Source organism: Rheinheimera pacifica, assembly GCF_900108485.1.
GTDB classification, from domain to species: domain Bacteria; phylum Pseudomonadota; class Gammaproteobacteria; order Enterobacterales; family Alteromonadaceae; genus Alishewanella; species Alishewanella pacifica.
On the sequence record NZ_FNXF01000009.1, the window covers coordinates 23,547 to 47,630 of the forward strand.

19 protein-coding genes are annotated in these 24,084 nt (G+C 48.2%); 7 read left to right on the forward strand and 12 right to left on the reverse strand.

Translation table 11 applies throughout. The features are described 5' to 3' along the window. Positions 1–15: 15 nt before the first annotated feature. On the reverse strand, positions 16–2,634 hold the full coding sequence (gyrA, locus tag BLW68_RS12265; RefSeq protein WP_092793694.1) for a DNA topoisomerase (ATP-hydrolyzing) subunit A: 2,619 nt from the start codon (positions 2,632–2,634) through the stop codon (positions 16–18). A gap of 187 nt (positions 2,635–2,821) precedes the next feature. On the opposite strand from gyrA, the gene ubiG reads away from it, so the two are divergent. The 5 genes from ubiG (at position 2,822) to BLW68_RS12290 (ending at position 8,757) form a co-directional block, all read left to right on the forward strand. Next, positions 2,822–3,532 (forward strand): bifunctional 2-polyprenyl-6-hydroxyphenol methylase/3-demethylubiquinol 3-O-methyltransferase UbiG, encoded by a 711-nt coding sequence (gene ubiG, locus BLW68_RS12270; RefSeq protein WP_092793697.1) that lies wholly within the window; start codon positions 2,822–2,824, stop codon positions 3,530–3,532. A gap of 340 nt (positions 3,533–3,872) precedes the next feature. After that, the gene (gene nrdA / locus BLW68_RS12275) at positions 3,873–6,158 is read left to right on the forward strand and encodes a class 1a ribonucleoside-diphosphate reductase subunit alpha (RefSeq protein ID WP_092793699.1); all 2,286 of its coding nucleotides are present in this window, start codon (positions 3,873–3,875) and stop codon (positions 6,156–6,158) included. 70 nt (positions 6,159–6,228) lie between these two features. Then, positions 6,229–7,359, forward strand: coding sequence for a class Ia ribonucleoside-diphosphate reductase subunit beta (nrdB, locus tag BLW68_RS12280; RefSeq protein WP_092793701.1), 1,131 nt, complete (start codon positions 6,229–6,231; stop codon positions 7,357–7,359). A gap of 8 nt (positions 7,360–7,367) precedes the next feature. After that, positions 7,368–7,622, forward strand: coding sequence for a class I ribonucleotide reductase maintenance protein YfaE (gene yfaE, locus BLW68_RS12285; RefSeq protein WP_092793703.1), 255 nt, complete (start codon positions 7,368–7,370; stop codon positions 7,620–7,622). A gap of 70 nt (positions 7,623–7,692) precedes the next feature. Beyond that, positions 7,693–8,757 carry a tetratricopeptide repeat protein gene (locus BLW68_RS12290; protein WP_092793707.1) on the forward strand — a complete coding sequence of 355 codons (1,065 nt, stop codon included), beginning with the start codon at positions 7,693–7,695 and terminating at the stop codon, positions 8,755–8,757. Between the two features lie 19 nt (positions 8,758–8,776). On the opposite strand, the gene BLW68_RS12295 is transcribed toward BLW68_RS12290, so the two are convergent. The 5 genes from BLW68_RS12295 to BLW68_RS12315 form a co-directional block, all read right to left on the reverse strand. Then, entirely contained in the window at positions 8,777–9,346 is a 570-nt protein-coding gene (locus BLW68_RS12295) for a YceI family protein (protein ID WP_092793710.1), read from the reverse strand. A 14-nt stretch (positions 9,347–9,360) separates the two neighbouring features. Next, positions 9,361–9,909, reverse strand: a complete 549-nt coding sequence (locus BLW68_RS12300; RefSeq protein WP_092793712.1) for a cytochrome b — start codon at positions 9,907–9,909, stop codon at positions 9,361–9,363. 164 nt (positions 9,910–10,073) lie between these two features. Further along, the gene (trhO, locus tag BLW68_RS12305; RefSeq protein WP_092793714.1) at positions 10,074–10,988 is read right to left on the reverse strand and encodes an oxygen-dependent tRNA uridine(34) hydroxylase TrhO; all 915 of its coding nucleotides are present in this window, start codon (positions 10,986–10,988) and stop codon (positions 10,074–10,076) included. A 94-nt stretch (positions 10,989–11,082) separates the two neighbouring features. Continuing rightward, positions 11,083–11,613 carry a YaeQ family protein gene (locus BLW68_RS12310; RefSeq protein WP_092793717.1) on the reverse strand — a complete coding sequence of 177 codons (531 nt, stop codon included), beginning with the start codon at positions 11,611–11,613 and terminating at the stop codon, positions 11,083–11,085. A gap of 45 nt (positions 11,614–11,658) precedes the next feature. Continuing rightward, complete coding sequence (locus BLW68_RS12315) at positions 11,659–12,303, reverse strand: LysE family translocator (protein WP_092793720.1); 645 nt, start codon at positions 12,301–12,303, stop codon at positions 11,659–11,661. Positions 12,304–12,475: 172 nt separating this feature from the next. Between BLW68_RS12315 and BLW68_RS12320 the strand changes: the two genes are divergently transcribed. Next, positions 12,476–14,827 carry a TonB-dependent receptor gene (locus tag BLW68_RS12320; protein ID WP_092793723.1) on the forward strand — a complete coding sequence of 784 codons (2,352 nt, stop codon included), beginning with the start codon at positions 12,476–12,478 and terminating at the stop codon, positions 14,825–14,827. A gap of 31 nt (positions 14,828–14,858) precedes the next feature. Here the strand turns inward: BLW68_RS12320 and BLW68_RS12325 are convergent, their stop codons facing one another. The 3 genes from BLW68_RS12325 to BLW68_RS12330 are packed head-to-tail and all read right to left on the reverse strand — an operon-like array spanning position 14,859 to position 16,763. After that, positions 14,859–15,938: an NAD(P)/FAD-dependent oxidoreductase gene (locus BLW68_RS12325; RefSeq protein ID WP_245728333.1), complete on the reverse strand. Its 1,080-nt coding sequence runs from the start codon at positions 15,936–15,938 to the stop codon at positions 14,859–14,861. Positions 15,939–15,948: 10 nt separating this feature from the next. Then, positions 15,949–16,185, reverse strand: coding sequence for a hypothetical protein (locus BLW68_RS21415; protein ID WP_245728334.1), 237 nt, complete (start codon positions 16,183–16,185; stop codon positions 15,949–15,951). A 14-nt stretch (positions 16,186–16,199) separates the two neighbouring features. Beyond that, positions 16,200–16,763, reverse strand: coding sequence for a GNAT family N-acetyltransferase (locus BLW68_RS12330; RefSeq protein ID WP_092793726.1), 564 nt, complete (start codon positions 16,761–16,763; stop codon positions 16,200–16,202). 214 nt (positions 16,764–16,977) lie between these two features. Between BLW68_RS12330 and BLW68_RS12335 the strand changes: the two genes are divergently transcribed. Further along, a complete protein-coding gene (locus BLW68_RS12335) occupies positions 16,978–19,536 on the forward strand; it encodes a TonB-dependent receptor plug domain-containing protein (RefSeq protein ID WP_092793729.1) in 2,559 nt (852 codons plus the stop codon). Between the two features lie 52 nt (positions 19,537–19,588). Here BLW68_RS12335 and ydiJ read toward each other — a convergent pair whose 3' ends face one another. From ydiJ to ribA, 3 genes are all read right to left on the reverse strand, one after another. Next, positions 19,589–22,627, reverse strand: a complete 3,039-nt coding sequence (gene ydiJ / locus BLW68_RS12340) for a D-2-hydroxyglutarate dehydrogenase YdiJ (RefSeq protein ID WP_092793731.1) — start codon at positions 22,625–22,627, stop codon at positions 19,589–19,591. An 80-nt stretch (positions 22,628–22,707) separates the two neighbouring features. Beyond that, complete coding sequence (locus BLW68_RS12345; protein ID WP_068237899.1) at positions 22,708–23,175, reverse strand: YehS family protein; 468 nt, start codon at positions 23,173–23,175, stop codon at positions 22,708–22,710. Positions 23,176–23,267: 92 nt separating this feature from the next. Next, on the reverse strand, positions 23,268–23,849 hold the full coding sequence (gene ribA, locus BLW68_RS12350; protein ID WP_092793733.1) for a GTP cyclohydrolase II: 582 nt from the start codon (positions 23,847–23,849) through the stop codon (positions 23,268–23,270). Positions 23,850–24,084 lie beyond the last annotated feature (235 nt).

A 24,084-nucleotide genomic window follows, 5' to 3' on the forward strand; every position in this document is an offset into this window, starting at 1 on the left:
CGTTTTATCTGGGAGTTACTCTTCTTCATCCTGCGCTAACTGGGTATCCGTCAACACAGTACTGGCAGCTTTTTCTGCCTCGGCAGCGGCTAGCTCTTCCGCATCCTGAATTTCGTCCACTTTGGCTACGCCAACCACTTTCTCATTTTCGGCGGTGCGGATCAGGATCACGCCTTGAGTATTACGGCCTACTTCAGAGACTTCATTAACGCGGGTACGTACCAGAGTACCTTTGTTGGAAATCATCATAATTTCGTCCAACTCGTTCACCTGTACAGCCCCAACCACCAGGCCATTACGCTCAGAGACCTTAATGGATACCACGCCCTGGGTAGCACGGCTCTTCGCCGGATATTCAGTTAACGCGGTACGCTTACCATAACCGTTTTCCGTAACCGTAAGGATCGGGCCTTCGCCGTTTGGAATAATTAACGACACCACTGAGCCGCCTTCACGCAGTTTAATACCACGTACACCGGTAGCGGTACGGCCCATGCCACGCACCTGATCTTCCGTAAAGCGCACGACTTTACCGTCATCAGAAAACAGCATAATTTCGCTGCTGCCATCGGTAATGCCCACACCGATTAAACGGTCGCCGTCGTTCAGATTAACGGCAATAATGCCGTTAGAACGTGGCCGCGAGTATTCTACCAGTGAGGTTTTCTTCACTGTACCGTTAGCGGTGGCCATAAACACATATTTATCGGCTTCGTACTCACGTACCGGCAGAATAGCGTTAATACGCTCGCCTTCTTCCAGCGGCAGTAAGTTTACAATCGGCTTACCACGGGCAGTACGACTGGCCAGCGGTAATTGGTATACCTTCATCCAATACAGACGACCACGGTTAGAGAAACACAAAATGGTGTCGTGGGTGCTGGCTACCAACAGCTTATCAACGAAGTCTTCATCTTTTACCGTAGTAGCGGCTTTACCTTTACCACCGCGGCGCTGAGCTTCGTAATCAGACAACGGCTGATACTTGGCGTAGCCCAGGTGCGATAAGGTTACTACTACATCTTCTTCAGTGATCAGGTCTTCCATATTGATATCCAGCATATTGTCCTGGATATCGGTGCGGCGTTTATCCGCATATTGCGCTTTAATAGCCTCCAGCTCTTCGCAGATCACTTCCATTAAGCGCTCAGGGCTCGCCAGTATATGCAGTAACTCGGCAATCAGTTCTAACAGCTGCTTGTACTCGTCGAGGATTTTCTCGTGCTCAAGCCCGGTCAGTTTGTGTAAACGTAAATCCAGAATTGCCTGCGCTTGCTGCTCGGTCAGGAAATACAAGCCATCGCGAATACCGAAGTGCTCTTCGAGCCATTCTGGCCGCGCGGCATCTTTACCGGCCCGCTCTAACATGGCGCTGACGTCACCTAACTGCCAGCCGCGTTCAATTAAACCGGCTTTAGCTTCGGCCGGGCTGGCAGATTGCTTAATTAAATCAATAATATCGTCGATATTAGCCAGTGCTATGGCTAAACCTTCAAGGATATGCGCACGATCGCGAGCTTTACGTAAGTCGTACACGGTACGGCGGGTAACCACTTCACGGCGGTGCAATACAAAGCATTTTAGCATTTCAATTAAGCTAAGCAGCTTAGGCTGGCCCTGATCCAACGCCACCATATTGATACCGAACACCGTTTGCATCTGGGTGTTGGTATACAGCTGGTTTAGCATTACATCGGTAGACTCACCGCGTTTTAGTTCAATAACAATACGCATACCGTCTTTGTCAGACTCGTCGCGCAGCGCGGAAATGCCTTCAATGCGTTTTTCTTTAACCAGCTCGGCAATTTTTTCAATTAAACGGGCTTTGTTAACCTGATACGGGATCTCGTTGACGATAATGGCTTCGCGGCCGGTCTTCTCGTCGGTTTCTACCACGGTTTTGGCGCGGATATACACTTTGCCACGGCCGGTACGGTAGGCTTCTTCAATACCTTTGCGGCCGTTAATAATAGCGGCGGTAGGGAAATCCGGGCCCGGGATATACTGCATTAACTCGTGCAGCTCGATATCCGGGTTAGCAATTAAGGCTAAACAGCCGTCAATAATTTCAGTTAAGTTATGCGGCGGAATATTGGTGGCCATGCCCACAGCAATACCGCTGGAGCCGTTGATCAGCAAGTTAGGTAACTTGGTCGGCATTACTGCCGGAATTTGCTCGGTGCCGTCGTAGTTTGGCACAAAATCGACAGTTTCTTTGTCTAAATCGGCCAGCAGTTCGTGCGCAATACGCGCCATCCGCACTTCGGTATAACGCATTGCCGCTGCAGAGTCGCCGTCGATAGAGCCGAAGTTACCCTGGCCGTCTACCAGCATATAACGCAGTGAAAATGGCTGCGCCATCCGTACTATAGTGTCGTACACAGCACTGTCGCCGTGCGGGTGGTATTTACCGATAACGTCACCTACCACACGGGCAGATTTTTTATAGGCTTTGTTCCAGTCATTGCCCAGTTCCTTCATCGCGAACAGCACGCGGCGGTGTACCGGCTTTAAACCATCCCTTACGTCCGGTAAGGCGCGGCCAACAATGACGCTCATTGCGTAATCGAGGTACGAATTCTTTAATTCGTCTTCGATATTAATAGGAACTATTTCTCTGGCCAGATCTGTCATAAAACGCTAATTTCCCTTAAATCAGATAGATAACTCGCTTTTGTCGATGTTATAAAGCGCGAGACAACGCAGGATTCTAACACAGAAAATCCCGCTTGCCATGCCCCAAATGCAACGCAAAGCACGCTTTGGCATTGCTCAAATGGATCAAGGCTTTATAATGCGCAAAAACTAACGAGCATCTAATATGACTGCAGATATGAATGTTGATCCGGGCGAAATCGCTAAGTTTAACGATATTGCTTCGCGCTGGTGGGACCCATCGGGTGAATTTAAGCCGCTGCATTTACTCAACCCGGTACGGTTAAGCTACATTAGCGACGAACTGCAGGGCCTGTTTGGTAAAACCGTTATCGATATCGGTTGTGGCGGCGGAATTTTAGCGGAGAGTATGGCGCGTTGCGGTGCTAACGTCACCGGGCTGGATATGGCCAATGATTCCCTTAACGTAGCCCGGCTGCACGCACTGGAAGCAGGTGTTGAAGTAAACTACCAGCAAGTTACTGCCGAGCAATATGCCCAAAGCCATGCGGCACAATTTGATGTGGTGACCTGTATGGAAATGCTCGAGCATGTACCAGAGCCAATGTCAGTTATTCAGGCCTGTGCTGATTTAGCCAAACCCGGTGCGACGCTATTTTTCTCTACACTGAACAAAACCTGGAAAGCCTATTTGCTGGCCATTATTGGCGCAGAGCACGTGTTAAAACTGGTACCCAAAGGTACACACGAGTTTAGTAAGTTTATCCGTCCATCCGAGCTAATGCGTTTTATCGAACAAGCCGGGCTTGAAGTAACTGACGCCACCGGGCTGCACTTTAACCCGATTAACGAAAGCTTTAAAACCGGCCCGGGTGTAGATGTAAATTACATTGTCGTTGCCCGTAAGCCAGCCTGAATCATCAGGCTGGTGATTTTTCCAGCATCTAAATAGCTGCTGGCTATAAAAAAAAGATTAATAGAATAAATAAATTTAACCGGAGAAAAAGCTTGCGTTGTCTCGGTATATCTTTGCACACTGGCAAGGCGGTTAGCAGCTACTAACCCCAACCTTAGCGGTGCTATTTTTCCTCAGTGTTAAGCCTTGCAAAAAATCAAAATACACACTATCTTGTGATCACTTTCAAAAAAGCACCTATATGTTGTGTAATTAAGCAACAATGGCTGCTGGTAAAATAGCCGTGCGCTACATGGCTGACTATAACCATTAATTACAACTGAAATGGAAAGCTGCAGCAATGACTCAATCTCTTTTCGTCACTAAACGTGATGGCCGCCGTGAAGCGTTAGATCTGGATAAAATTCACCGCGTTATTACCTGGGCCGCCGAAGGCTTGTCAAATGTATCGGTATCTCAGGTTGAGCTAAAGTCTCATATTCAGTTTTACGATGGTATTAAATCTGAAGATATTCATGAAACCATTATTAAGGCAGCAGCAGATCTGATCTCAAAAGACTGCCCGGACTACCAGTATCTGGCCGCCCGCCTGGCAGTGTTTCATTTGCGTAAAAAGGCCTATGGCCAGTTTGAACCACCACACCTGTACGACCAGGTCGTAAAAATGGTGGAAGCCAAGCGCTATGATCAGCATATTCTGGCCGATTACAGCCGCGACGAGCTGGAACAAATGAACAGCTTTATCGACCACAGCCGCGATTTAAACTTCAGCTATGCTGCGGTAAAGCAGTTGGAAGGTAAGTATCTGGTGCAAAACCGGGTTAGCGGTGAAATTTACGAAAGTGCGCAGTTCCTCTACATGCTGGTAGCTGCCTGTCTGTTTGCCACCTACCCTAAATCGACCCGTTTAACCTATGTGCGCCGCTTCTACGATGCTTGCTCATTATTTAAATTGTCACTGCCAACCCCGATTATGTCGGGCGTGCGTACCCCTACCCGCCAGTTCAGCTCTTGCGTGCTGATCGAGTGTGGTGACAGTCTGGATTCAATCAACGCCACCTCAAGCGCCATTGTTAAATACGTTAGCCAGCGTGCCGGTATCGGTATTAACGCCGGTCGTATCCGTGCGCTGGGCAGCCCAATCCGTAATGGCGAAGCGTTTCATACGGGCTGTATTCCATTTTACAAACATTTTCAAACTGCGGTTAAAAGCTGTTCGCAAGGTGGCGTTCGTGGCGGTGCCGCTACGTTATTCTACCCGCTGTGGCATTTAGAAGTTGAATCGCTGCTGGTGTTAAAAAACAACCGTGGCGTAGAAGAAAACCGTGTACGGCATTTAGATTATGGCGTGCAGTTTAACCGCCTGATGTACACCCGCCTGATTAAAGATGATTACATCACCCTGTTTAGCCCGTCTGATGTACCAGGCTTGTACGATGCCTTCTTTGAAGATCAGGAAAAGTTTGAAGAGCTATACGTTAAGTATGAAGCTGATACGTCTATCCGTAAAAAGCGCTTAAAAGCATTAGAGTTGTTTACCTTGTTTATGCAAGAACGTGCCAGTACCGGCCGTATTTACCTGCAAAACGTTGATCACTGCAATACCCACAGCCCGTTTAATCCAAAACTGGCTCCGGTGCGCCAGAGCAATCTGTGTCTGGAAATTGCGCTGCCAACCAAACCGATGAACGATGTCAACGATCCGGAAGGCGAAATTGCGCTGTGTACGCTGTCAGCGTTTAACTTAGGCGCTATTGAAAACCTGAACGAATTGGAAGAGCTGGCAGAACTGGCGGTGCGCTCACTGGACAGCCTGCTGGATTATCAGGACTACCCTATTCCGGCTGCATTCCATGCCTCTATCAGCCGCCGTACCTTAGGTGTGGGTGTGATTAACTACGCCTACTATCTGGCGAAAAACGGCGTGAAATACTCTGATGGCTCAGCCAATGGTTTAACGCACCGTACTTTTGAAGCCATTCAGTATTATTTACTCAAAGCGTCGAACAAGCTGGCACAGGAATTTGGCGCCTGCCCTAAATTTAATGAAACCACTTATGCCCAGGGCATACTGCCAATTGACAGCTACAAGAAAGATCTCGACAAAGTGTGCAACGAGCCACTGCTGCTGGACTGGGAGCAACTGCGTAAAGACATCCTTAATCATGGCTTACGTAACTCAACCTTGTCAGCATTAATGCCGTCTGAAACCTCGTCACAAATTTCCAATGCCACTAACGGTATTGAACCACCGCGCGGCCATATCAGCGTTAAAGCCAGTAAAGACGGTATTTTAAAGCAGGTTGTGCCGGAGTATGAGCGGCTGAAAAACCAGTATGAGCTGTTGTGGGATATTCCGAACAACACCGGTTATATCTCTCTGGTGGCAATTATGCAGAAATTTATCGACCAGACTATCTCTGCTAACACCAACTATGACCCGAATAAGTTCGACGGCGGCAAAGTACCCATGAAGCTGTTACTGCAAGACTTACTGTCGGCATATAAGCTGGGTGTAAAAACCATGTACTACCACAACACCCGTGACGGTGCGTCTGACATGCAGGAAGATATTAAACCTCAGGTGGAAGATGATGGCTGCGCAGGCGGCGCCTGCAAAATTTAATTCCGGACTAAACGGGCTACTTCGGTAGCCCGTACTTTGTAATGACACCCTATTAGGACGATAAGCGGCAATGGCGTACACAACCTTTAACCGACAAATTAACGATCAAATGAAAGAGCCAATGTTCTTCGGTAATCCGGTGAATGTTTCGCGCTACGATCAGCAAAAATACGGCATTTTCGAAAAACTGATTGAGAAACAGCTGAGCTTTTTCTGGCGCCCGGAAGAAGTTGATGTCAGTAAAGACCGGATTGATTACCAGAACCTGCCGGATCATGAAAAGCATATCTTTATTAGTAATCTGAAGTACCAAACCTTGTTGGATTCAGTGCAAGGCCGCTCGCCCAACGTTGCCTTTTTGCCTATCGTCTCTTTGCCTGAACTGGAAACCTGGATTGAAACCTGGGCTTTTAGTGAAACCATTCACAGCCGTAGCTATACCCACATAGTACGTAACATTAGTGCCGAGCCGCACAAAGTGTTTGACGACATTATGCTGAACGAGAAAATTCTTGAGCGCGCTGAAGATGTTACCCGCTACTACGACGACCTGATAGACGGCATTAACCTGTATCAGCGCTGTGGTGAAGGTACGCACAGCATTAATGGCGAAACACACAGCATCAGCCTGTACGAATTAAAACGCCGCTTATACCTGTGCGTAATGTCGGTAAACGTACTGGAGGCTATTCGCTTTTACGTTAGCTTCGCCTGCAGTTTTGCTTTTGCTGAGCGCGAGCTGATGGAAGGTAATGCCAAAATTATCCGCCTGATAGCCCGTGATGAAGCACTGCACTTAACCGGCACCCAGCATATGCTGAATATAATGGCCGCCGGTGATGACGATGCCGACATGGCCAAAATAGCCAAAGAATGTGAAGAAGAAGCTTATGCTATTTTCCGTAAAGCCGCCGAGCAGGAAAAAGACTGGGCAGAATATTTGTTTAAAGATGGCTCAATGATTGGCCTGAATAAAGATATCCTCTGCCAGTATGTCGAATACATTACCAACAGCCGGATGCAGGCTATTGGCATGAAAGCCATTTTTTCTACCACGCAAAATCCTATTCCGTGGATCAACACCTGGCTGGTGTCAGACAATGTACAGGTTGCACCGCAGGAAGCCGAGATTAGCTCTTATCTGGTTGGCCAGATTGATAACGAAGTTGATGGTGGCGACTTCGGCGACTTCGATCTCTAAGCCTGCTTATGCCTGGCGTTAAGCTTAGCAATGGCGTTGTTATCAATTTTGATGGCAGCGCACGAACTTTACTTGATGCATTAGAGCGTAAGCAGTTAGAGGTAAATTTTCATTGCCGGGAAGGCTATTGTGGGGCTTGCCGCTGTAAATTAGTCAGCGGCGAGGTAAGTTATATAAATGAACCGCTGGCTTTTGTCCGTAAAGGTGAGTTTCTGCCTTGCTGTAGCGTTCCGGTTACAGATATAGAAATTGAAATCCCCTGAACTGATGGTAATTTCCGGCGTATTCCCGCAGACTATTGATAATACTCGTTGATCTTTAAGGAGATCGATAATGAAAGCCTTATTGTTGTTGCTCGCCGGCGCCCTGCCAGCCAGCAATGTAGCCCAGTACGAAGCCTTGCTGGCTAAATCTCAGTTTAGCGAACTTGAACATCAGATTTTACAACAAAGTGATTATAAGCAGCATGGCGATGTCTTAGTGGTATATGCCAGGGCATTAATTGCACAGCAGCGGCTGGAAGATGCCAACACCCTGCTTAACTTTGCAGTAGAACAGTTTCCGGGTAACAGCGAGCTGAACTATCTGGCAGGTCTGAGTAAACTCCGTTTAGCAAGTAACGGTAACGTATTTTCGGCCAAAGAGCGTGCAGCCCGTGGGGTAGAATTACTGCAAAAAGCCGTGATTATAAAGCCTGATCACTTTGCTGCGCGTCAGGCTCTGATTGATTTTTACAGCGTTGCGCCTGCCAATGCCGGCGGCGATAAAGAACTCGCGTTGGCAATGACAGAGCAATTGGCAAAAGAAAACCCGGATCAGGCACTACTGGCACAAAGCCGTATTTTACTAAATGAAAAAAAACCTGCCGAAGCCCTGGCACTGCTTGAACAAATGATGCCAGATCCCCCAAATGCCCGCCTGCTGGCACGCAAAGCGCAAATCCTCAATGAGTTGGCAGAATATGACGCGGCTTTTGACAACTATAAGCTGGCGGCAGAATATGCTACCGATCTGACCGATAAATACAACGCGCTGTACCATATCGGCCGTCTGGCTGTAGTGGCTGATCAGGATGCTATGTTGGGCATTACTGCGCTGCAGCAATATCTGGAATTTTACAGCGACAGCGAAAACAAAACCTTACCCTGGGCCACCTTGCGTCTGGCACAGCTGATGTACCGCACTGGTGATAATTTTGAAGCCACATTGCTGGTGGGCAGCCTGACCCATGCCCGGGTTGCAGATGAAGAATTTAACCTTATTCTGTTAAGCTTACTCAGTGCATTAAAAGCCAAAGACGCACCGGCTGTTATTGAGCAACCTGAAGCTGCACCAGAGCCGGTGGAAGAAAAACAGGATAACGGACAAGATCAGGCAGAAACGATACAGGAGATCTGATGATCTCCTGTTTTGCAGCTTACTTACGAATACCTTCGACCGTTAAATCCAGCTGCACTGTGGCAGAGGCCGGGCCTAAATCGGTATTAATAGCAAAGTCTTTAAGGGTTAATGTAGTAGTACCGGCAAAACCTGCCCGGTAACCGCCCCACGGATCTTTACCCTCACCCAGTTTTTCGGCAGCAATAACCACCTCTTTAGTAACGCCATTTAAGGTAAGGTTGCCATGTAAATCAAAAGTATCACCTGCTTTTGGTACAACTTTAGTGCTGACAAAAGTGGCTTTAGGGTGTTTGCTAACATTTAAAAAATCACCGCTGCGCAAGTGCTTATCCCGCTCGGCGTGGTTAGAGTCTACGCTGTTAGTGTCGATAGTCAGCTGAATTTTAGATGCTTCCAGTTTGTCCGCATCATAGCTGAAGTCACCGGAAAACGTATTAAAGCGACCATACAGCCAGCTGTATCCCAAATGGCTTATTTTAAACTGTACAAAGGCATGAGCACCTTGTGTATCAATGACATAGTCAGCCGCTTGCGCCGGAATTGCCATCATAGCGGCCATTGATGCAGCCAGTAGTAGTTTTTTCATGAAGATCTCCAAAGTTAAGGTTTACGCCCAAACATACGTTTTAGCGTATTGTCTTTATCAATAAAATGATGTTTTAACGCCGCTAAACCATGCAACACTGCAAGTGCTATCAAACTGTATGCCACATATTCATGCACCAAGCCGGCTATATCAGCCTGATTAGCAAACAAAGCTCCCAGTGCCGGCACCTCAAACCAGGTAAATACCGCTATTGGCCGGCCATCCTCAGTTGAGATTAGATAGCCACTTAACACCAGCATAAAAATACCCAGATACAAACAAAACTGTACTACGGCCGATGTGCGCTTTTCCCAACTTTTATGTGATGCCAGCGCGGTTGGCGGCGGGCTGAAAAACCGCCACAGCACACGCAGTAGCATCGCTACGGCCAGTAAGATGCCAACACTTTTATGCCAGTATGGCGCAGTTCTGTACCATTCGCTGTAGTAGCTCAGATCTACCATCCAAAAACCTACACCAAACAAACCAAATACGGTCAATGCTACCAACCAGTGCAGTACCACACTCACTAAGCCATAATGAGATGAACTATTTTTCAGCATACTGAGCTCCTGTAATTTCTTGATAATATAGCAATTTGATAAAAGTAAAATTGCAATATTCCTCAAAAATAATTCTATTTATTAGAAAGGTTTACCGGTGAATTTTTACCTGGCGAAAAAAAACCAGCATTAAGCTGGTTTCAGGTCATAGTTAACAACACTCTTTACTCAAACTTACCGTCGCGGATATGTTTGTCACCACGCTGCTTGGCCAGTTCTACCTGGCGCTGGCGCTCGGCAAAGGCGGCTTTTTGCTCGTCTGTTGTTTTATCATGGCAATGCGGGCAACTCAGGCCTTTAACATAATGCTCGGATGCCATTTCAGCTGTTGATAACGGCATACGACAGGCATAACATTGATCATAGCTACCCTGCTCTAACCCGTGTTTTACCGCAACACGCTGGTCAAATACAAAGCACTCGCCTTGCCACAGGCTGTTCTGTGCCGGCATTTCTTCTAAGTACTTTAAAATACCACCATCAAGGTGATATACCTCATCAAACCCCTGCTCTTTTAAAAAGGCGGTGGATTTTTCACAGCGAATGCCGCCGGTGCAAAACATGGCGACTTTTTTATGTTTGGTTTTGTCCAGGTTTTCTGCCGCCCACTGCGGAAACTCGCGAAAAGTGGTGGTATTAGGGTTTATCGCGTTTTTAAAGGTGCCGATAGCCACTTCGTAATCATTACGGGTATCAATTAAAATGGTGTCTGGATCGCTGATCAATTGGTTCCAGTCGTCACCTTTTACATAGGTGCCCACTATATGCGCCGGGTTAATGCCTTCTACGCCCATAGTAACAATTTCTTTTTTCAGTTTTACTTTAGTGCGGTAAAAAGCCAGCTCGTCAGACAATGACTCTTTGTAACTCATGCCATCAAAACGGCCGTCAGCATCAAGCCAGGCTTTGACCGCATCGACACCGGCACGTTCGCCGCAAATGGTGCCGTTAATACCCTCTTCGGCCAGCAATAAAGTACCTTTGACTTTGTTCGCAACCATGTGGTCGTACAACGCATCGCGTAGCGTCACGTAATCAGGCAAACGGACAAACTTATATAAAGCAGCAACTACGTACATAACTTACCTCTTGCAACGGCGGACCGTAAATCCGCAGCAATATTAAAATCGCGCGTATTATAGCGTTCGCAGTAATTAAGGCAAGGCCACAAACTTAATGTGGTTTTTCCAGCAATGCGGCAAGATTAAGCTGTAATAAATGCTCGCCGTCGGTAATAGACAACAGCGGATCTTCGCGCCAAACGCTGAGCTTCATATGGCTTTTGAGCATCAGACAAAACTCGGCTAACTGTGCAGAACTCAGCGTAAAAATACGTTGATTAGCCGGCCACTGGTCGTGCTGTGCTTTGTTGGTTTCCTGTTCGTCCAGCACCAGCAGCAGTTGGTCCGCCAGATGCGAGGCGCGCAACCGGCGTTTTTCCGGTACCAACTCCAGCTGGCACCAGAGTTGAAAATGCTGCTGTTGATCCTGAATATACAGATCCGGCGTTTTGCCAGCAGAGTTATCTTTGGCAAAACTGGGGTGTTGCTCGTACAAGCTCAGATACGCCAGTAAGCGTTTGGCAAAATGCTCTGCGCTCTCACCTTGCCAGGGTGAGACATAATGACGTTGCTGTTGATAAGCATGGCTGGCATCACAGCTATAATCCAGATCGAGCTTTATAACCTTACTGACCATTTGCATGATCACAACCTCACTAAACCAGACTCTGCCTGGCGTAAGCAGAGTTTAGCTGTTAATACTTGAGACAACCAGATGCATAGCCAATGCCAACAGTAACAACCCCATCAGCCGATCAAACCAGTAGCCCTTTAGTAGTAAAAAACCTCTTACTTTTGTTTGGGTTAGAATTATCGATAACATACAAAACCAGGCTGCGGTAGCAACAGCCATATAAACGCCGTAAATTACTTTGTAAAAAAGTGGTGTCATTGGCGAAATAATGACCGCAAACAGTGATAAGAAGAATAACGTAGCTTTTGGGTTTAAGCCGTTAGTAATAAAACCGGCAACAAAGGCTTTACGGGCAGATGGTGTGTCCTCATTTGCGCTGCCAGCAATGGCTTGCTCAGGATGCAACGGCGCTTTGCTTCTTAAGGCCATAATGCCGATATAAAACAAATAACCCGCTGCGGCAAAGCTCAGCACTTTAAACAGCCAGGGTGTAGTTTGAATAAGCACGGCGATGCCCACCAGTGACCAGGTAACATGCAGCAGTATTGCCGCACCAATGCCCATACTGGCAGCTATCGCCTGCTGACGGCCAAACTGCACGGCATAACGCAGCACTATGGCAAAATCAGGCCCGGGGCTTGCCACTGCCATCAGGTGCACTACAGCAATTAATAAGAACTCCGGCCAAAAACCTGTCACGTAGAAACCTCAGCGGTAAAAAGCAAACATTCTAATAACTTCTGCCGGTGTTGTGCCAGAGTTTAATCGCTTAAAGCTGTCATTTAAGCTATTCAATCCGTAAGGCGTTTGCCGGCGCAGCATAAAGCTGTAAAATGTTACAACATCACGCTATTTATTGAGAGAATCCAACATGCGCCGTACCCCTGCTTTGCGACGTTACAGCCTGCTAGCGGTATTTGTCAGCCTGGCATTTAATGTTGCTGCACAAGAGTCATCTCAACGCTATAACGGCGTTGTAACTGATCCCCAGGGCCAACCGTTAAAAAATGCCCGCGTCCACATTCACGGCCGCCAGCAATATGTTTATGCCGATGAACAAGGCCGTTTTAGTATTCAGGCTCCGGCTAACGCAGAGCTGCATATCTCAGCCGCCGGCTATGGTGATAGCTTTATTACGGTAACGCCGGCGCAACCACAACTGAATATCAACTTATCGCCAGGTGGTGTAGAGCGTATTGTGGTTGCCGCATCAGGTATTCATAAATACAACCTGGAAATGGCAACGCCGGTATCAGTATTAACCGGTGAAGAATTAAGCCGGCGCACTGAGCCTACTATTGGCGAAACCCTGAAATACGAGCCAGGCGTACACGCCAATTATTATGGCCCGGTGGCATCAAGCCCGGTGATCCGCGGCCTGGACGGCCCGCGCGTACGTATTTTAAATAATGGTTTGGACACAGCTGATGTATCCCGTGTCGGGCCGGATCATGCAATTAGCGCAGATGCCATCACCGCGCAACAAATTGAAGTACTGCGTGGCCCTGCTACCTTATTGTATGGCAGTGGTGCCATTGGTGGCGTCGTTAATGTGGTAGACAACCGTATTCCGCGCCAATTGCGCAGCAGCAGCGAAACCAAACTGGAAACACGCTACGTTGATGTGTCAGATGAAAAAACTGTCGCACTGAACCACGAAGGCAGTAACGACAATATCGCCTGGCATTTCGATGGCTTTAATCGTGACGGCTCAGACTATGATGTACCACGCTTTACTAATGATGAAGGCGACAGCAGTAAAACCCTGGAGAACTCCTGGATCCAAAGTAAAGCCGTGAATGGCGGTGTAAGCTACATTGGCGACCGGGGGTTGTTCGGTATCAGTATTGGCCGGTTAGAGTCGGACTACGGTATCCCGGGCCATCATCACCACGCAGATGAGCACGAAGAAGAACATGAAGATGAGCATTTGCATGATGAAGAAAGTGTCTTTGCCAAGCTAAAGCAAAACCGCGTCAGCGTAGCCGGTGAATGGTATACCCCGTTTTCGGGTATTGAGACCTTATCGCTTAATACCGCTTACACCGACTATCAGCATCAGGAAATTGAGGCAGGTAGCATTGGTACCACCTTTAAAAATAAAGCTCTGGAAAGCCGTATTACGCTGGAACATGAAGCCATTGGTGGCTGGCATGGCCTGGTGGGTTATCATTTGCAACACTCTGATTATCGGGCCTTTGGCGAAGAGGCTTTTACACCAGACAGTAAAACATTAACGCACGCTTTGTTTGTGCTGGAAGAAAAACAGTACGGTAATTTGTCCGCTCAGCTGGGTGGCCGTATTGAGCGGACAAAGCATGACGCCGGCGATCTGGAACTGGGGCACGATGGCGCCTTAGTCAGTGGTATTTCTAACAGGTTTGCTGCTGTCAGTGCATCCGCTGGTGTGGTTTGGGAATTTGTACCGGGCTTTTCCTGGGCATTAGCAGTTAGCCGCTCAGAGCGTGCACCAAGTGCAGCAGAGCTGTATTCTAACGGTGCGCATATTGCTACCAGCAGCTATGAACTTGGCCTGATGTATCAACTACACGATGGCGAGCTGGAATTATCGCAACGTAAAGCAAAAAAAGAAACGGCAAATAATGTCGACATCACCTTTCGCAGTTTTAAAGGTGATCTGAGTTTTACCTATAACTTTTTCTATAACAAGGTACATAACTATCTGTACCTGGCAGATACCGGCCTGACCATGGAAGATCTGGAAGCAGGCCATGATGATGAAACAGGCGAAGAAGAACACCACCACGACAATTTTGGCCTGTATCAGTATCAACAACAGGACGCCACCCTGTATGGAGCGGAATTTGAAGCCCGCTATAAGTTAGATCATGCTCAATCATTAAATGTGTTTTTTGATGCCGTGCGTGCCAAACTGGACGGTGGCGATTATCTGCCGCGTATTCCGCCCTATAAAACCGGTTTGGGCTATCAGTATACCGGTGTTAGCTGGAGTGCAGATTTAGGTGTAACACGTTACGCGAAACAGGACAAAGTCGCGGCAAACGAAACCGTTACCAAAGCCTATACTCTGCTTGATGCCAGCGTAAATTACGATTTCAGCTTATCGCAGTTAGATATGACCGTATTTTTACGCGGTACTAATTTAACCAACGAGCTGGGCTTTGTGCACAGCTCCTTTATCAAAGCAGATGCGCCGCTGCCGGGCCGGGCTGTAACGCTTGGCCTGCGGGCAACCTTTTAATAAATTACGCCCGGTTTAGCCGGGCTTTTTATTACAGAAAACGGTCTTTAACGCGGCCCCACTGATAATAAGCCAGCTGGCCCAGACGCCGGAAAACCGGCAACGGGAAAGGCCGCAACCGGCTTTGATATATCGGCAGCGATGGTAAAGCAACACCCATTGCCATTTCTGCCAGCCTTACCCCGGCCAGAGTGCTGAACGACAAACCGCTGCCGCAATAGCCAGCGGCATAAAATACATTATCTTCCGCCTGACACAGCCGCGGCAAATCGTCATACGACACAGCCACCCAGCCACTCCAGTGATAATCGCAGCGCACATCAGCCAGCATCGGAAAACAGCTTTTCAATGCGCTTAGCAAGCGCTGCGGATATACCGCTTTTTCAGCATCACGGCCATACACTGCACTGCGTCCGCCAAATAAAATACGGTTGTCCGGCAGTTTACGGTAATAGTACTTCAGCGCACGCGTATCCATTATTAACTGGGTATGGTGCAGACCACTTTGCTGCAGTTGTGCCGGCGTTAACGGCTCTGTCACAATAATGCTGCTTAACACCGGCAAACAGCCGCGGTTCAACGGCGGATACAAATCTTTGGCTGTATAACCATTTGTTGCCAGTATCAGTTGCTTACAGTGCACGCGGGCTTGTGGTGTATGCACCACAAAACCATTACCCGAGCGTTGCCAGCGTAACAGCGGTGAGGCGGTATATAATTGCACCCCGCTACGCTGCGCCATAGCAGCATAGCCCTGCGCCAAAGCCAGCGGATTTACGCCAAAGCAATCGGGAAATTTAATCGCACCATAAGCTTGAGTATTGTGCATGTAGTCACTTTTTAGCTGCGCCGGAGATAAATAAACCACCGGATAGCCAAAATGGCGCTGTAAAAAATCTGTTTGTGCCGGTAAATCGGCGCCCAAAGAGGCTTTGTGGGCCACTTTTAAATAGCCTTCGGGCTGGGCAGCGCAAGCGATATTGCCATCAGCAATCATATGCCTGACCTGAGCCACAGCCGCGCCGTATTCCTGATGAAATATTCGGGCAGTATCTAAGCCAAAACGCTGTGTTAACTGCGCCAGGCCCAGCCGCCCGGTACCACGCAGCACAAAACCGGCGTTACGGCCACTGCAGCCCCAGCCGGTCTGATGCGCTTCTAATCTCGCGGTTAAAACGACTGGCCAGTTGGTAGGCGCAGCTCAGGCCGGTATAACCGGCGCCAATCACTACTATGTCGGCGCTTTGGTCCGCTACAATTGCACCAGTGCTGGCACCGGTTTGTGTTTGCGCTGCCCAGTACGAAGACGGGTAAGCTGCCCCCTGCCCGATATCCTTATCAACCAGCGGATCATACATAGCACACTCCTGAACTAGCCGGCACTAAAGGTTAATACCATTTCAGCGGCGCTGCAGTTGCACAAGGCACCGCACACCGGGCAAAAATAACCTGCGGTTTCAGATAAATGCCGCCAGCGCTGTGGGTGAACTTTAACTAAAACAGCACCCGCCTGACTAAAATAACGTTGCGCCGCATTACCCGGGCTCTCGCGCCAGATATGTGCCAACCCCGCTTTGGCGCCCTGTTGCTTTAAAACCGTAACTGAGGCCTGTAACAGCGAGGATGCAACGCCTTTACCCCGTTGCTCAGCACTTACCCCCACAGATTTAAAGTATGCCATATCGGCGCGCGGCACTGGCCATCGTGCTTCTGTGCACCAGTTATCCGGTTGCCATTGCCCGGCAGCAAAGCTTAAGCGGTAACCTATCAGTTGCTGCTCTTCAATCGCAACAAAGCTGGCGTTAATACCCTTTGCGATACCTTGCAGCTGCATAGCTCTCAGGCTGGCGTGGCTAAGGTAATTATCACCATGAATAGTATTAGCCAGGCTGACGACGGCAGGGAAAAAAGCTGGAGTAAGTTCGGTGATTTGCATCGTTGTGATCAGGACAAGAACGGTAGCGTTGTTATAAATCAGTCGCTGTAACTACGGCAATGTTTTTCTATGCAATCGAATGTAATTTCCTATTTTAGAGTCGGAATAACAGAAATATACGATAGACAACATCCGAGTTATCCAATATGGTTATCAGGACGCAAGATAAAAACATAAGCGTCTGCTAAATAGAAAAATAATCCAGGAACAAACTATGAAAAACCATAATAACTACCATCCGGTTGCTCGAGCCGTTAAATTCGGCCTTGCAGCGTCGCTGTCGTTCGGTATCAGTACCAGCGTAGCTATGGCACAGGAAGACGCCGATACTGCCAAGAAAGAACAATCCGTAGAAAAAATTGCTGTAGTAGGCAGCCGCTCAGCGCCACGGTCGATTGGTGATTCTCCGGTGCCCATCGATATTATTGGTGGCGACGAACTGATGAAAAGCGGTAACTCTGACATGTTAAACATGCTAACCAGTTCAGTACCGTCGTTAAATGTGCATGCCAATCCTATCAGCGATGCGGCCAGTTTGATCCGACCAATAAATTTACGCGGCCTGTCTTCAGACAGCACACTGATCCTGTTAAACGGTAAACGCCGGCATAAAGCATCTGTCATTACCTTTTTAGGTGGTGGTATCAACGATGGTGCTCAGGGTTCTGATATCTCCGTGATCCCTGGTATTGCAATGAAGCAAGTCGAAGTATTACGGGACGGCGCAGCCGCACAGTATGGCTCGGATGCTATCGCGGGTGTCATTAACTTTGTGCTCAAAGATGCAGATCAAGGTGGTTCTTTAGAAGTAAAGCGTGGTGAATATTACGCCGGTGATGGTACTTCAACGGAAATAGCGGCGAATATTGGTATGCCATTAACCGACAATGGTTTTGTCAATATCAGCGCCCAACTGAAAAATGCTGATCCTACCAGCCGCAGCGTGCAACGCGCCGATGCGCAGGCTATTGCCGATGACGGTAATCCTTTTATTGCCCCGGTTACTCAGGTATGGGGCTCGCCTAAAATTAAAGATGATATCACGCTGTTTGCTAATGCAGGTCTGGAATTAGGCAACGGCCGTGAAGCCTATCTGTTTGGTAACTATTCTGAGCGTGATGTGACAGGCGGTTTCTATTACCGCAATCCACATACACGTGGTGGCGTGTTCTCGAACGACGGCGGTGAAACACTGGAGGTTGTCGATACTACCGGCGCTGGTGGTTGTACAAATGTACCTATCGGCGGTCTTAATCATCAGCAGATAACCACAGCAGTAGGCGCTTTACCTGCTAACTGCTTTACATTCTTTTCGATGTTCCCGGGAGGCTTTACACCTAATTTTGGCGGCAATATTACTGATACCTCATTAACAGCAGGCACTAAAGGCGAGTTTAAATCCGGCTGGCTGGAAGGCATATTGTATGACTTCTCAGGCTCAGTTGGCCGCAGCGAATCAACATTTAACATCATTAATACTGTGAATGCGTCACTAGGCCCTAATACCCCTACCGAGTTTGAAGCCGGTAAATACATTCAGTTAGAAAAAACCTTTGCTGCAGACTTTGTTAAGTATGTAGCCGCCGGTTTGTACGAAGATGTGACGGTAGCCGGCGGCCTGCAGTGGACAGAAGAGAGCTTTGAGATAGTAGCCGGCGAGGTGGCATCGTGGGAAATTGGCCCTTATGTCAGCCAGTTAACCAATGGCTCTAATGGTTTTCCTGGGTTTCAGCCAGATGATGCCGGTACGAATACCCGCCGTAACTATGCAGCTTATGTTGATGTTGAAGCCGAATTTACCGAAAACTTTTTGATGGCCGCAGCGCTGCGTTTTGAAGACTATGAAAGTTTCGGTTCCACCACTAACTACAAAATAACGGCGCAGTACAGCTTAAGTGAAGACTGGGCGATGCGCGGCTCTCACAGTACAGGTTTCAGGGCGCCTACGGTAGGCCAGGCAAATGTGCGCAATGTGCGTACGGCACTGATCGGCGGCGAGTTGGTTGATATTGCGTTATTACCAGCCACTAGTCCGGTATCGCTGCTTAAAGGCGGCAAAGAATTAACGCCGGAAGAGTCAAAAAGCTTTGCCGTGGGCCTGGTGTATAACGGCGATAACTTCTTCTTTACCGCGGATGTATTCCGTATTGAAGTTGATGATCGGATTGGTCAATCTGCAGAGTTTGATGTAACCCAGGCTGACCGGGATGCACTGCGGGCAGCAGGGGTCAGGGGCGTTGAAAGCTTATCGCAGATCACATTTCTGACTAACGACTTTGATACTGTCACCCGTGGTCTGGACCTGGTTGCCAACTACTCGGCCAGCTTACTTAACGGCCGCAGCACCTTTAGTCTGGCTTACAACTGGACCGATACCACTGTCACTAACTACACCGCAGTGACAGGTGATTTTAAAGTATCACGGCTGGAAAAAGATTTGCCAGACCACCGCGCTACTCTGACCTGGAAACAGGACTGGGATAGTATCGATATGTTTGTTCGCGCAAACTATTATGGTAGCTATCAGGGCGTGCACGCCGATGATCCTGATTTAACGCAAATGGCATCATCTAAAGTTACTTTTGATGCCGAAGTAAGCTACCACATCAATGACAGCTTCTCTGTCGCATTGGGCGCACAGAACCTGTTTGATACCAAACCAGAGCGTTTGCCGCAATGGATGAGCGACATACTCGGTGCCAAGTACTTTGAAACCTCCCCGATGGGGATCAATGGTGGCTATTACTATCTGAAGGGCATTTACCGCTTCTGACAGACCCTGTTGTAAAACAAAAATCCGCCTTAACCGGCGGATTTTTTTATGGCTATAACGCTGCCAGCAAAGCCTGCAGCGGATGTTTTGGCTTATCCCCTACCAAGCGTTTTACCTGGCTGCGACAAGAAAAACCGGTAACCAGTATTTGCCCGGTACCATACTGCTCAACCGGTGCACGCCAGCTGATATCAAACAGTGCTTTGCTGTTATCCAGATTTTGCGCTTCATGGCCATAAGTACCCGCCATACCGCAGCAACCCACGCTCACCGGCTTTAAGCTTAGCCCGGTGCTACTAAATATTTGCTGCCAGGCTTTTTCAGTGGCCGGTAAGGCAGTTTTTTCCGTGCAATGCGCCAGTAAGGCAAACTCAGCGGTTTTGCTTACCTTGGGTAAGCTTTGCTGTACCAGCCATTCGTGCAGTAACTGTACGTTAAAATCACCGCGTTTATCGGCCAGTGCTTTGTTGTACTCATCGCGGTATACCAGTACTAAAGAGGCATCCAGCCCCAGCATCGGCAAGCCCAGCTGTTGCAACTGGTTTAAAAACTGTGCCGCTGTGGCGGCAGTTTTGGCAAATTCGCGCAAAAAGCCTTTTACATGCTGCGGCTTACCGTTGGGTAAAAACGGCAACAATACCGGGTTAAAACCGAGTTTTTGCAGTAAATTTAATGCATCAGCTACCAGCTCTGCTTCATAAAAACTGGTAAAAGGGTCTTGCACCAGCAATACGGTGCGTGCTTTTAGCTCTGTTGGCAGCTGCTGCAAACTAACTAAATCGAAACGATACTGCTCACCAATCTGCTGCGCCAACGTTGGCACCGATAATTGCGGTGTATCAACATAGCCTACTGTTTTTTTAAGCACTGCCGCGGTAATGCTACGCTTTAGCACAAAGTTAACCAGTTTCGGCGCTTTGGCCAGCAACGGCGCTGTGCGCTCAATATTACCGACAATATAATCTTTAGCCGGGCGTAAATAACGGCTGTGGTACAGCTGTAAAAACCGCGCGCGAAACGACGGTACATCGACTTTTATCGGGCACTGGCCGGCACAGGCTTTACAGGCCAGACAACCTTCCATAGCGTCCATCACTTCATGCGAGAAATCTTCTTCGCCCTGTCGTTTTGCCAGCGTATTTTTTATACGCTGCCATAAGCCATTGATACCGGCTGATTTACTTAACAACTGCTGCTCTTGTGCCAGTACATCCAGGCCTTGCAATTCGGTTAGGCGTAACCACTCACGCATTAAGCCTGCCCGGCCTTTAGGGCTGTGGCGCCTGTCTTTCGTTACTTTGCTCGACGGGCACATCGGCGAGTTTTCTTCGTAATTAAAACACAGGCCATTGCCATTGCAGTTTAAGCTGCTGTCAAAACTGTCTTTCACGGCTACCGGTATTTGCCGGTCAAAGTAAGCCCGTTTTACACCATCTACCGACACTAAGCTGTCAGCACTGTTAAACGGCGTACAAATTTTACCGGGGTTTACTCTGTTGCGTGGATCAAAAGCCGCTTTAATTTTACGCAGCTCGTTAAACAGTTCATCGCCAAAAAATGCCGGGCCGTACTCACTACGGTAACCTTTACCATGCTCACCCCACATCAGGCCGCCGTATTTGGCCGTTAATGCCACCACCTGATCGGAAATAGTACGCAGCAATTGCTCCTGCTGTGGGTCGCATAAATCCAGCGCCGGGCGCACATGCAATACACCGGCATCAACATGGCCAAACATGCCATATTGCAGGCCGTGGCTGTCGAGCAGTGCACGAAACTCCATAATAAAATCGGCCAGATTCTCCGGCGGTACGGCAGTGTCTTCGGTAAAAGGAATGGGCTTTTGCCTGCCTTTAGCATTACCCAGCAGCCCTACTGCCTTTTTGCGCATGGCGTAAATATTGCCAATAGCGGTGTTATCATAGGTAAGCTGGTAGCCAATAATGCCATCGGTTTTATCTGCTATTGCGCCGTCCAACCGGGCCGTTAGCGCGGCAATTTTTTGTTCAATTTCGCTTTGCTGTTCGCTGTTATACTCCACCATATTCAGGCCCTGCATTTCAATGCCGGGCACGTCGGTGATTAAGTCTTTTACCTGATGCCAGATAATATCGGCGCGGGCTAAATTCAGCACTTTGCTGTCAACGGTTTCAACTGATGTCGCTTCAGCCGCCACCAGAAACGGGGCGTTACGCAGCGCACTTTCAAAACTGTCGTATTTAACATTAACCAGACATTTGTATTTGGCAATCGGTGTAATGTTTAGTTTGGCTTCTGATACAAAACCGAGTGAGCCTTCAGAGCCGGTAATAATACGCGATAAATCAAACTCGGTTAAATCGTCATTAAACACATGCTCTAAATCGTAACCGGTTAAAAAACGGTTTAAACGTGGAAATTTCTGCAGAATTTGTGGCCGGAAAGTACGGCAGCTATCGAGCACTTGCTGGTAAATACGGCCAATGCTGTTTGGCATCTGGGCGCGGTGCTCAGCTTCAAAGGTGGCCATTTTATGGGTATTTAATATATTGCCGTCGATCAACACCGTTTTTAATGCCAGCACGTGATCGCTGGTTTTACCGTACACCAAAGAGCCTTGCCCCGAGGCATCGGTATTTATCATGCCGCCGATAGTCGCGCGGTTAGAGGTGGATAAATCCGGCGCAAAGAAAAAGCCGTAAGGTTTTAAAAAAGCGTTCAGCTGATCTTTAATGACCCCGGCCTGCACCCGCACCCAACGCTGTTCGACGTTAATTTCGAGAATATTGCGCATATGGCGCGATAAATCTACCACCACGTGTTCCGTCAGTGCCTGGCCATTAGTGCCGGTACCGCCGCCGCGCGGGCTGAATTTAATATGCGAGAAACTTGACGTTTGCGCCAGTGAAGTAAGAATAACCAGATCGTCGGTGCTTTTAGGTAGCAACACGGCCTGTGGTAGCGCCTGATACACGCTGTTATCAGTAGCAACCGCTAAACGGCTGCCATAACTGGTTTCGATATCGCCGTTAAAGCCAGCGGCAACTAAGGCTTTGCTAAAAGCAACAATGCTGGCATCCAGCGCGAGTTCGGGATTAAGCTTTGGGATCATAACTGCAGACACTCGGCAATAAGTGCCTGCAGTATAACATTAACTTGATAGCAGATTTAACTGCAATTGCGCGCTAAAAACTAACTGACTGCCGGACGTATTTTCTGCTGCAAGCCGCGTAAGAAATAACGCAGCACCTGCTCCTGGCAGGCACGGTAATGTTTATGATCCGGGCGGCGGAAAAACGCGCTGAGTTCATGCTTGCTTAAACGGAACTCTGCACCTTCTAATAAGGCTAAAATGTCATCGTCTTTTAAATCAAAGGCAATTTTGAGTTTACGCAGAATAATATTGTAATTAAGCTTAGTTTCCGGTTCGGGAATAACACCGTCTTTGGCACCGCGACGCTGGATAATCACGCCATTGAGAAAGCCAGCCAGCAACACATCACTAATTAAGGCAAAATCTTCACTTTCGTCAGACTCCAGCCAGGCCATCACCTGCTCTTTCGTTACTGTGACATTGGTTAAAGCAAAAATGGCAATCATGCCGTGGTTAGGAGCATTTAGTGTGTAACGCAGGCTGCGCAGTACGTCGTTGTTGGTCAAGATAATATCCTGTAGCAAAGTCAGATGAAAAACGGCGGCTATAATACCACAGCCGCCGTTAAATCCGTATTTTGCTGTAATGACACTGCCGCTTAAGGTAAATGCCCCAACTTACTGGCTTTGGTGGCCAGATAACGGTGACTATGCGCCGAGGTTTTTACCCGGTGCTGTACTCTTTCTAATACGTTAACACCGGCATCGGTTAAGGCTTTTAGCTTACGCGGGTTATTGGTAAGCAGGCGTATTTGCTGAATACCCAGTTGTGCAAACATTTGCGCCGCTATATCGTATTCACGCATATCGGGTAAAAAGCCCAAAATTTCGTTGGCTTCTACCGTATCCAGCCCTTTATCCTGCTCAGCATAAGCGCGAATTTTATTGATCAGGCCAATGCCACGGCCCTCCTGGCGTAAATACAAAATGCAACCGCGGCCCAGATCAGCAATTTTACGCATCGCAGCTTCTAACTGTGGGCCACAATCGCAGCGCAGGCTAAACAAGGCATCTCCGGTTAAACACTCCGAATGCACCCGCGCCAGCACGGGTTCATCTGTAGTGATGTCGCCCAGCGTTAATGCGACATGCTCTTTACCATTAGGTGCTTCAAAGCCATGCAAACGGAACTCAGCAAAAGGTGTGGGTAATAGCGTTGAGGTTACAAGTTTTAGTTTCATCATGACTTCTCAGATAACGGCCGCACTTACTACAGCACAAGCTTTATAGGACCTTAATTGGGCCATAAGTTGGGCCAGGGTGCCGGTAATTCAAGTAGGCCCAATGCCGGCATTATACCGCGTTCGTTAATGTTAACGCGAATGGTGGTAATAACATCATTAGCACAATGCAAAGTGCACTAAGCTCCGACACCGATAAAATCAGGCAGATTGACGCAGCAACCATGCAATTTTT

Coding starts and splice junctions, on each gene's coding strand:
- ubiG (WP_092793697.1), top strand. CDS start 2,822: ATGACTGCAGATATGAATGTTGATCCGGGCGAAATCGCTAAGTTTAAC.
- yfaE (WP_092793703.1), top strand. CDS start 7,368: ATGCCTGGCGTTAAGCTTAGCAATGGCGTTGTTATCAATTTTGATGGC.
- BLW68_RS12320 (WP_092793723.1), top strand. CDS start 12,476: ATGCGCCGTACCCCTGCTTTGCGACGTTACAGCCTGCTAGCGGTATTT.
- gyrA (WP_092793694.1), bottom strand. CDS start 2,634: ATGACAGATCTGGCCAGAGAAATAGTTCCTATTAATATCGAAGACGAA.
- BLW68_RS12310 (WP_092793717.1), bottom strand. CDS start 11,613: ATGCAAATGGTCAGTAAGGTTATAAAGCTCGATCTGGATTATAGCTGT.
- BLW68_RS12290 (WP_092793707.1), top strand. CDS start 7,693: ATGAAAGCCTTATTGTTGTTGCTCGCCGGCGCCCTGCCAGCCAGCAAT.
- BLW68_RS12335 (WP_092793729.1), top strand. CDS start 16,978: ATGAAAAACCATAATAACTACCATCCGGTTGCTCGAGCCGTTAAATTC.
- trhO (WP_092793714.1), bottom strand. CDS start 10,988: ATGTACGTAGTTGCTGCTTTATATAAGTTTGTCCGTTTGCCTGATTAC.
- BLW68_RS21415 (WP_245728334.1), bottom strand. CDS start 16,185: ATGTATGATCCGCTGGTTGATAAGGATATCGGGCAGGGGGCAGCTTAC.
- BLW68_RS12295 (WP_092793710.1), bottom strand. CDS start 9,346: ATGAAAAAACTACTACTGGCTGCATCAATGGCCGCTATGATGGCAATT.
- BLW68_RS12300 (WP_092793712.1), bottom strand. CDS start 9,909: ATGCTGAAAAATAGTTCATCTCATTATGGCTTAGTGAGTGTGGTACTG.
- ribA (WP_092793733.1), bottom strand. CDS start 23,849: ATGAAACTAAAACTTGTAACCTCAACGCTATTACCCACACCTTTTGCT.
- ydiJ (WP_092793731.1), bottom strand. CDS start 22,627: ATGATCCCAAAGCTTAATCCCGAACTCGCGCTGGATGCCAGCATTGTT.
- nrdA (WP_092793699.1), top strand. CDS start 3,873: ATGACTCAATCTCTTTTCGTCACTAAACGTGATGGCCGCCGTGAAGCG.
- BLW68_RS12330 (WP_092793726.1), bottom strand. CDS start 16,763: ATGCAAATCACCGAACTTACTCCAGCTTTTTTCCCTGCCGTCGTCAGC.
- nrdB (WP_092793701.1), top strand. CDS start 6,229: ATGGCGTACACAACCTTTAACCGACAAATTAACGATCAAATGAAAGAG.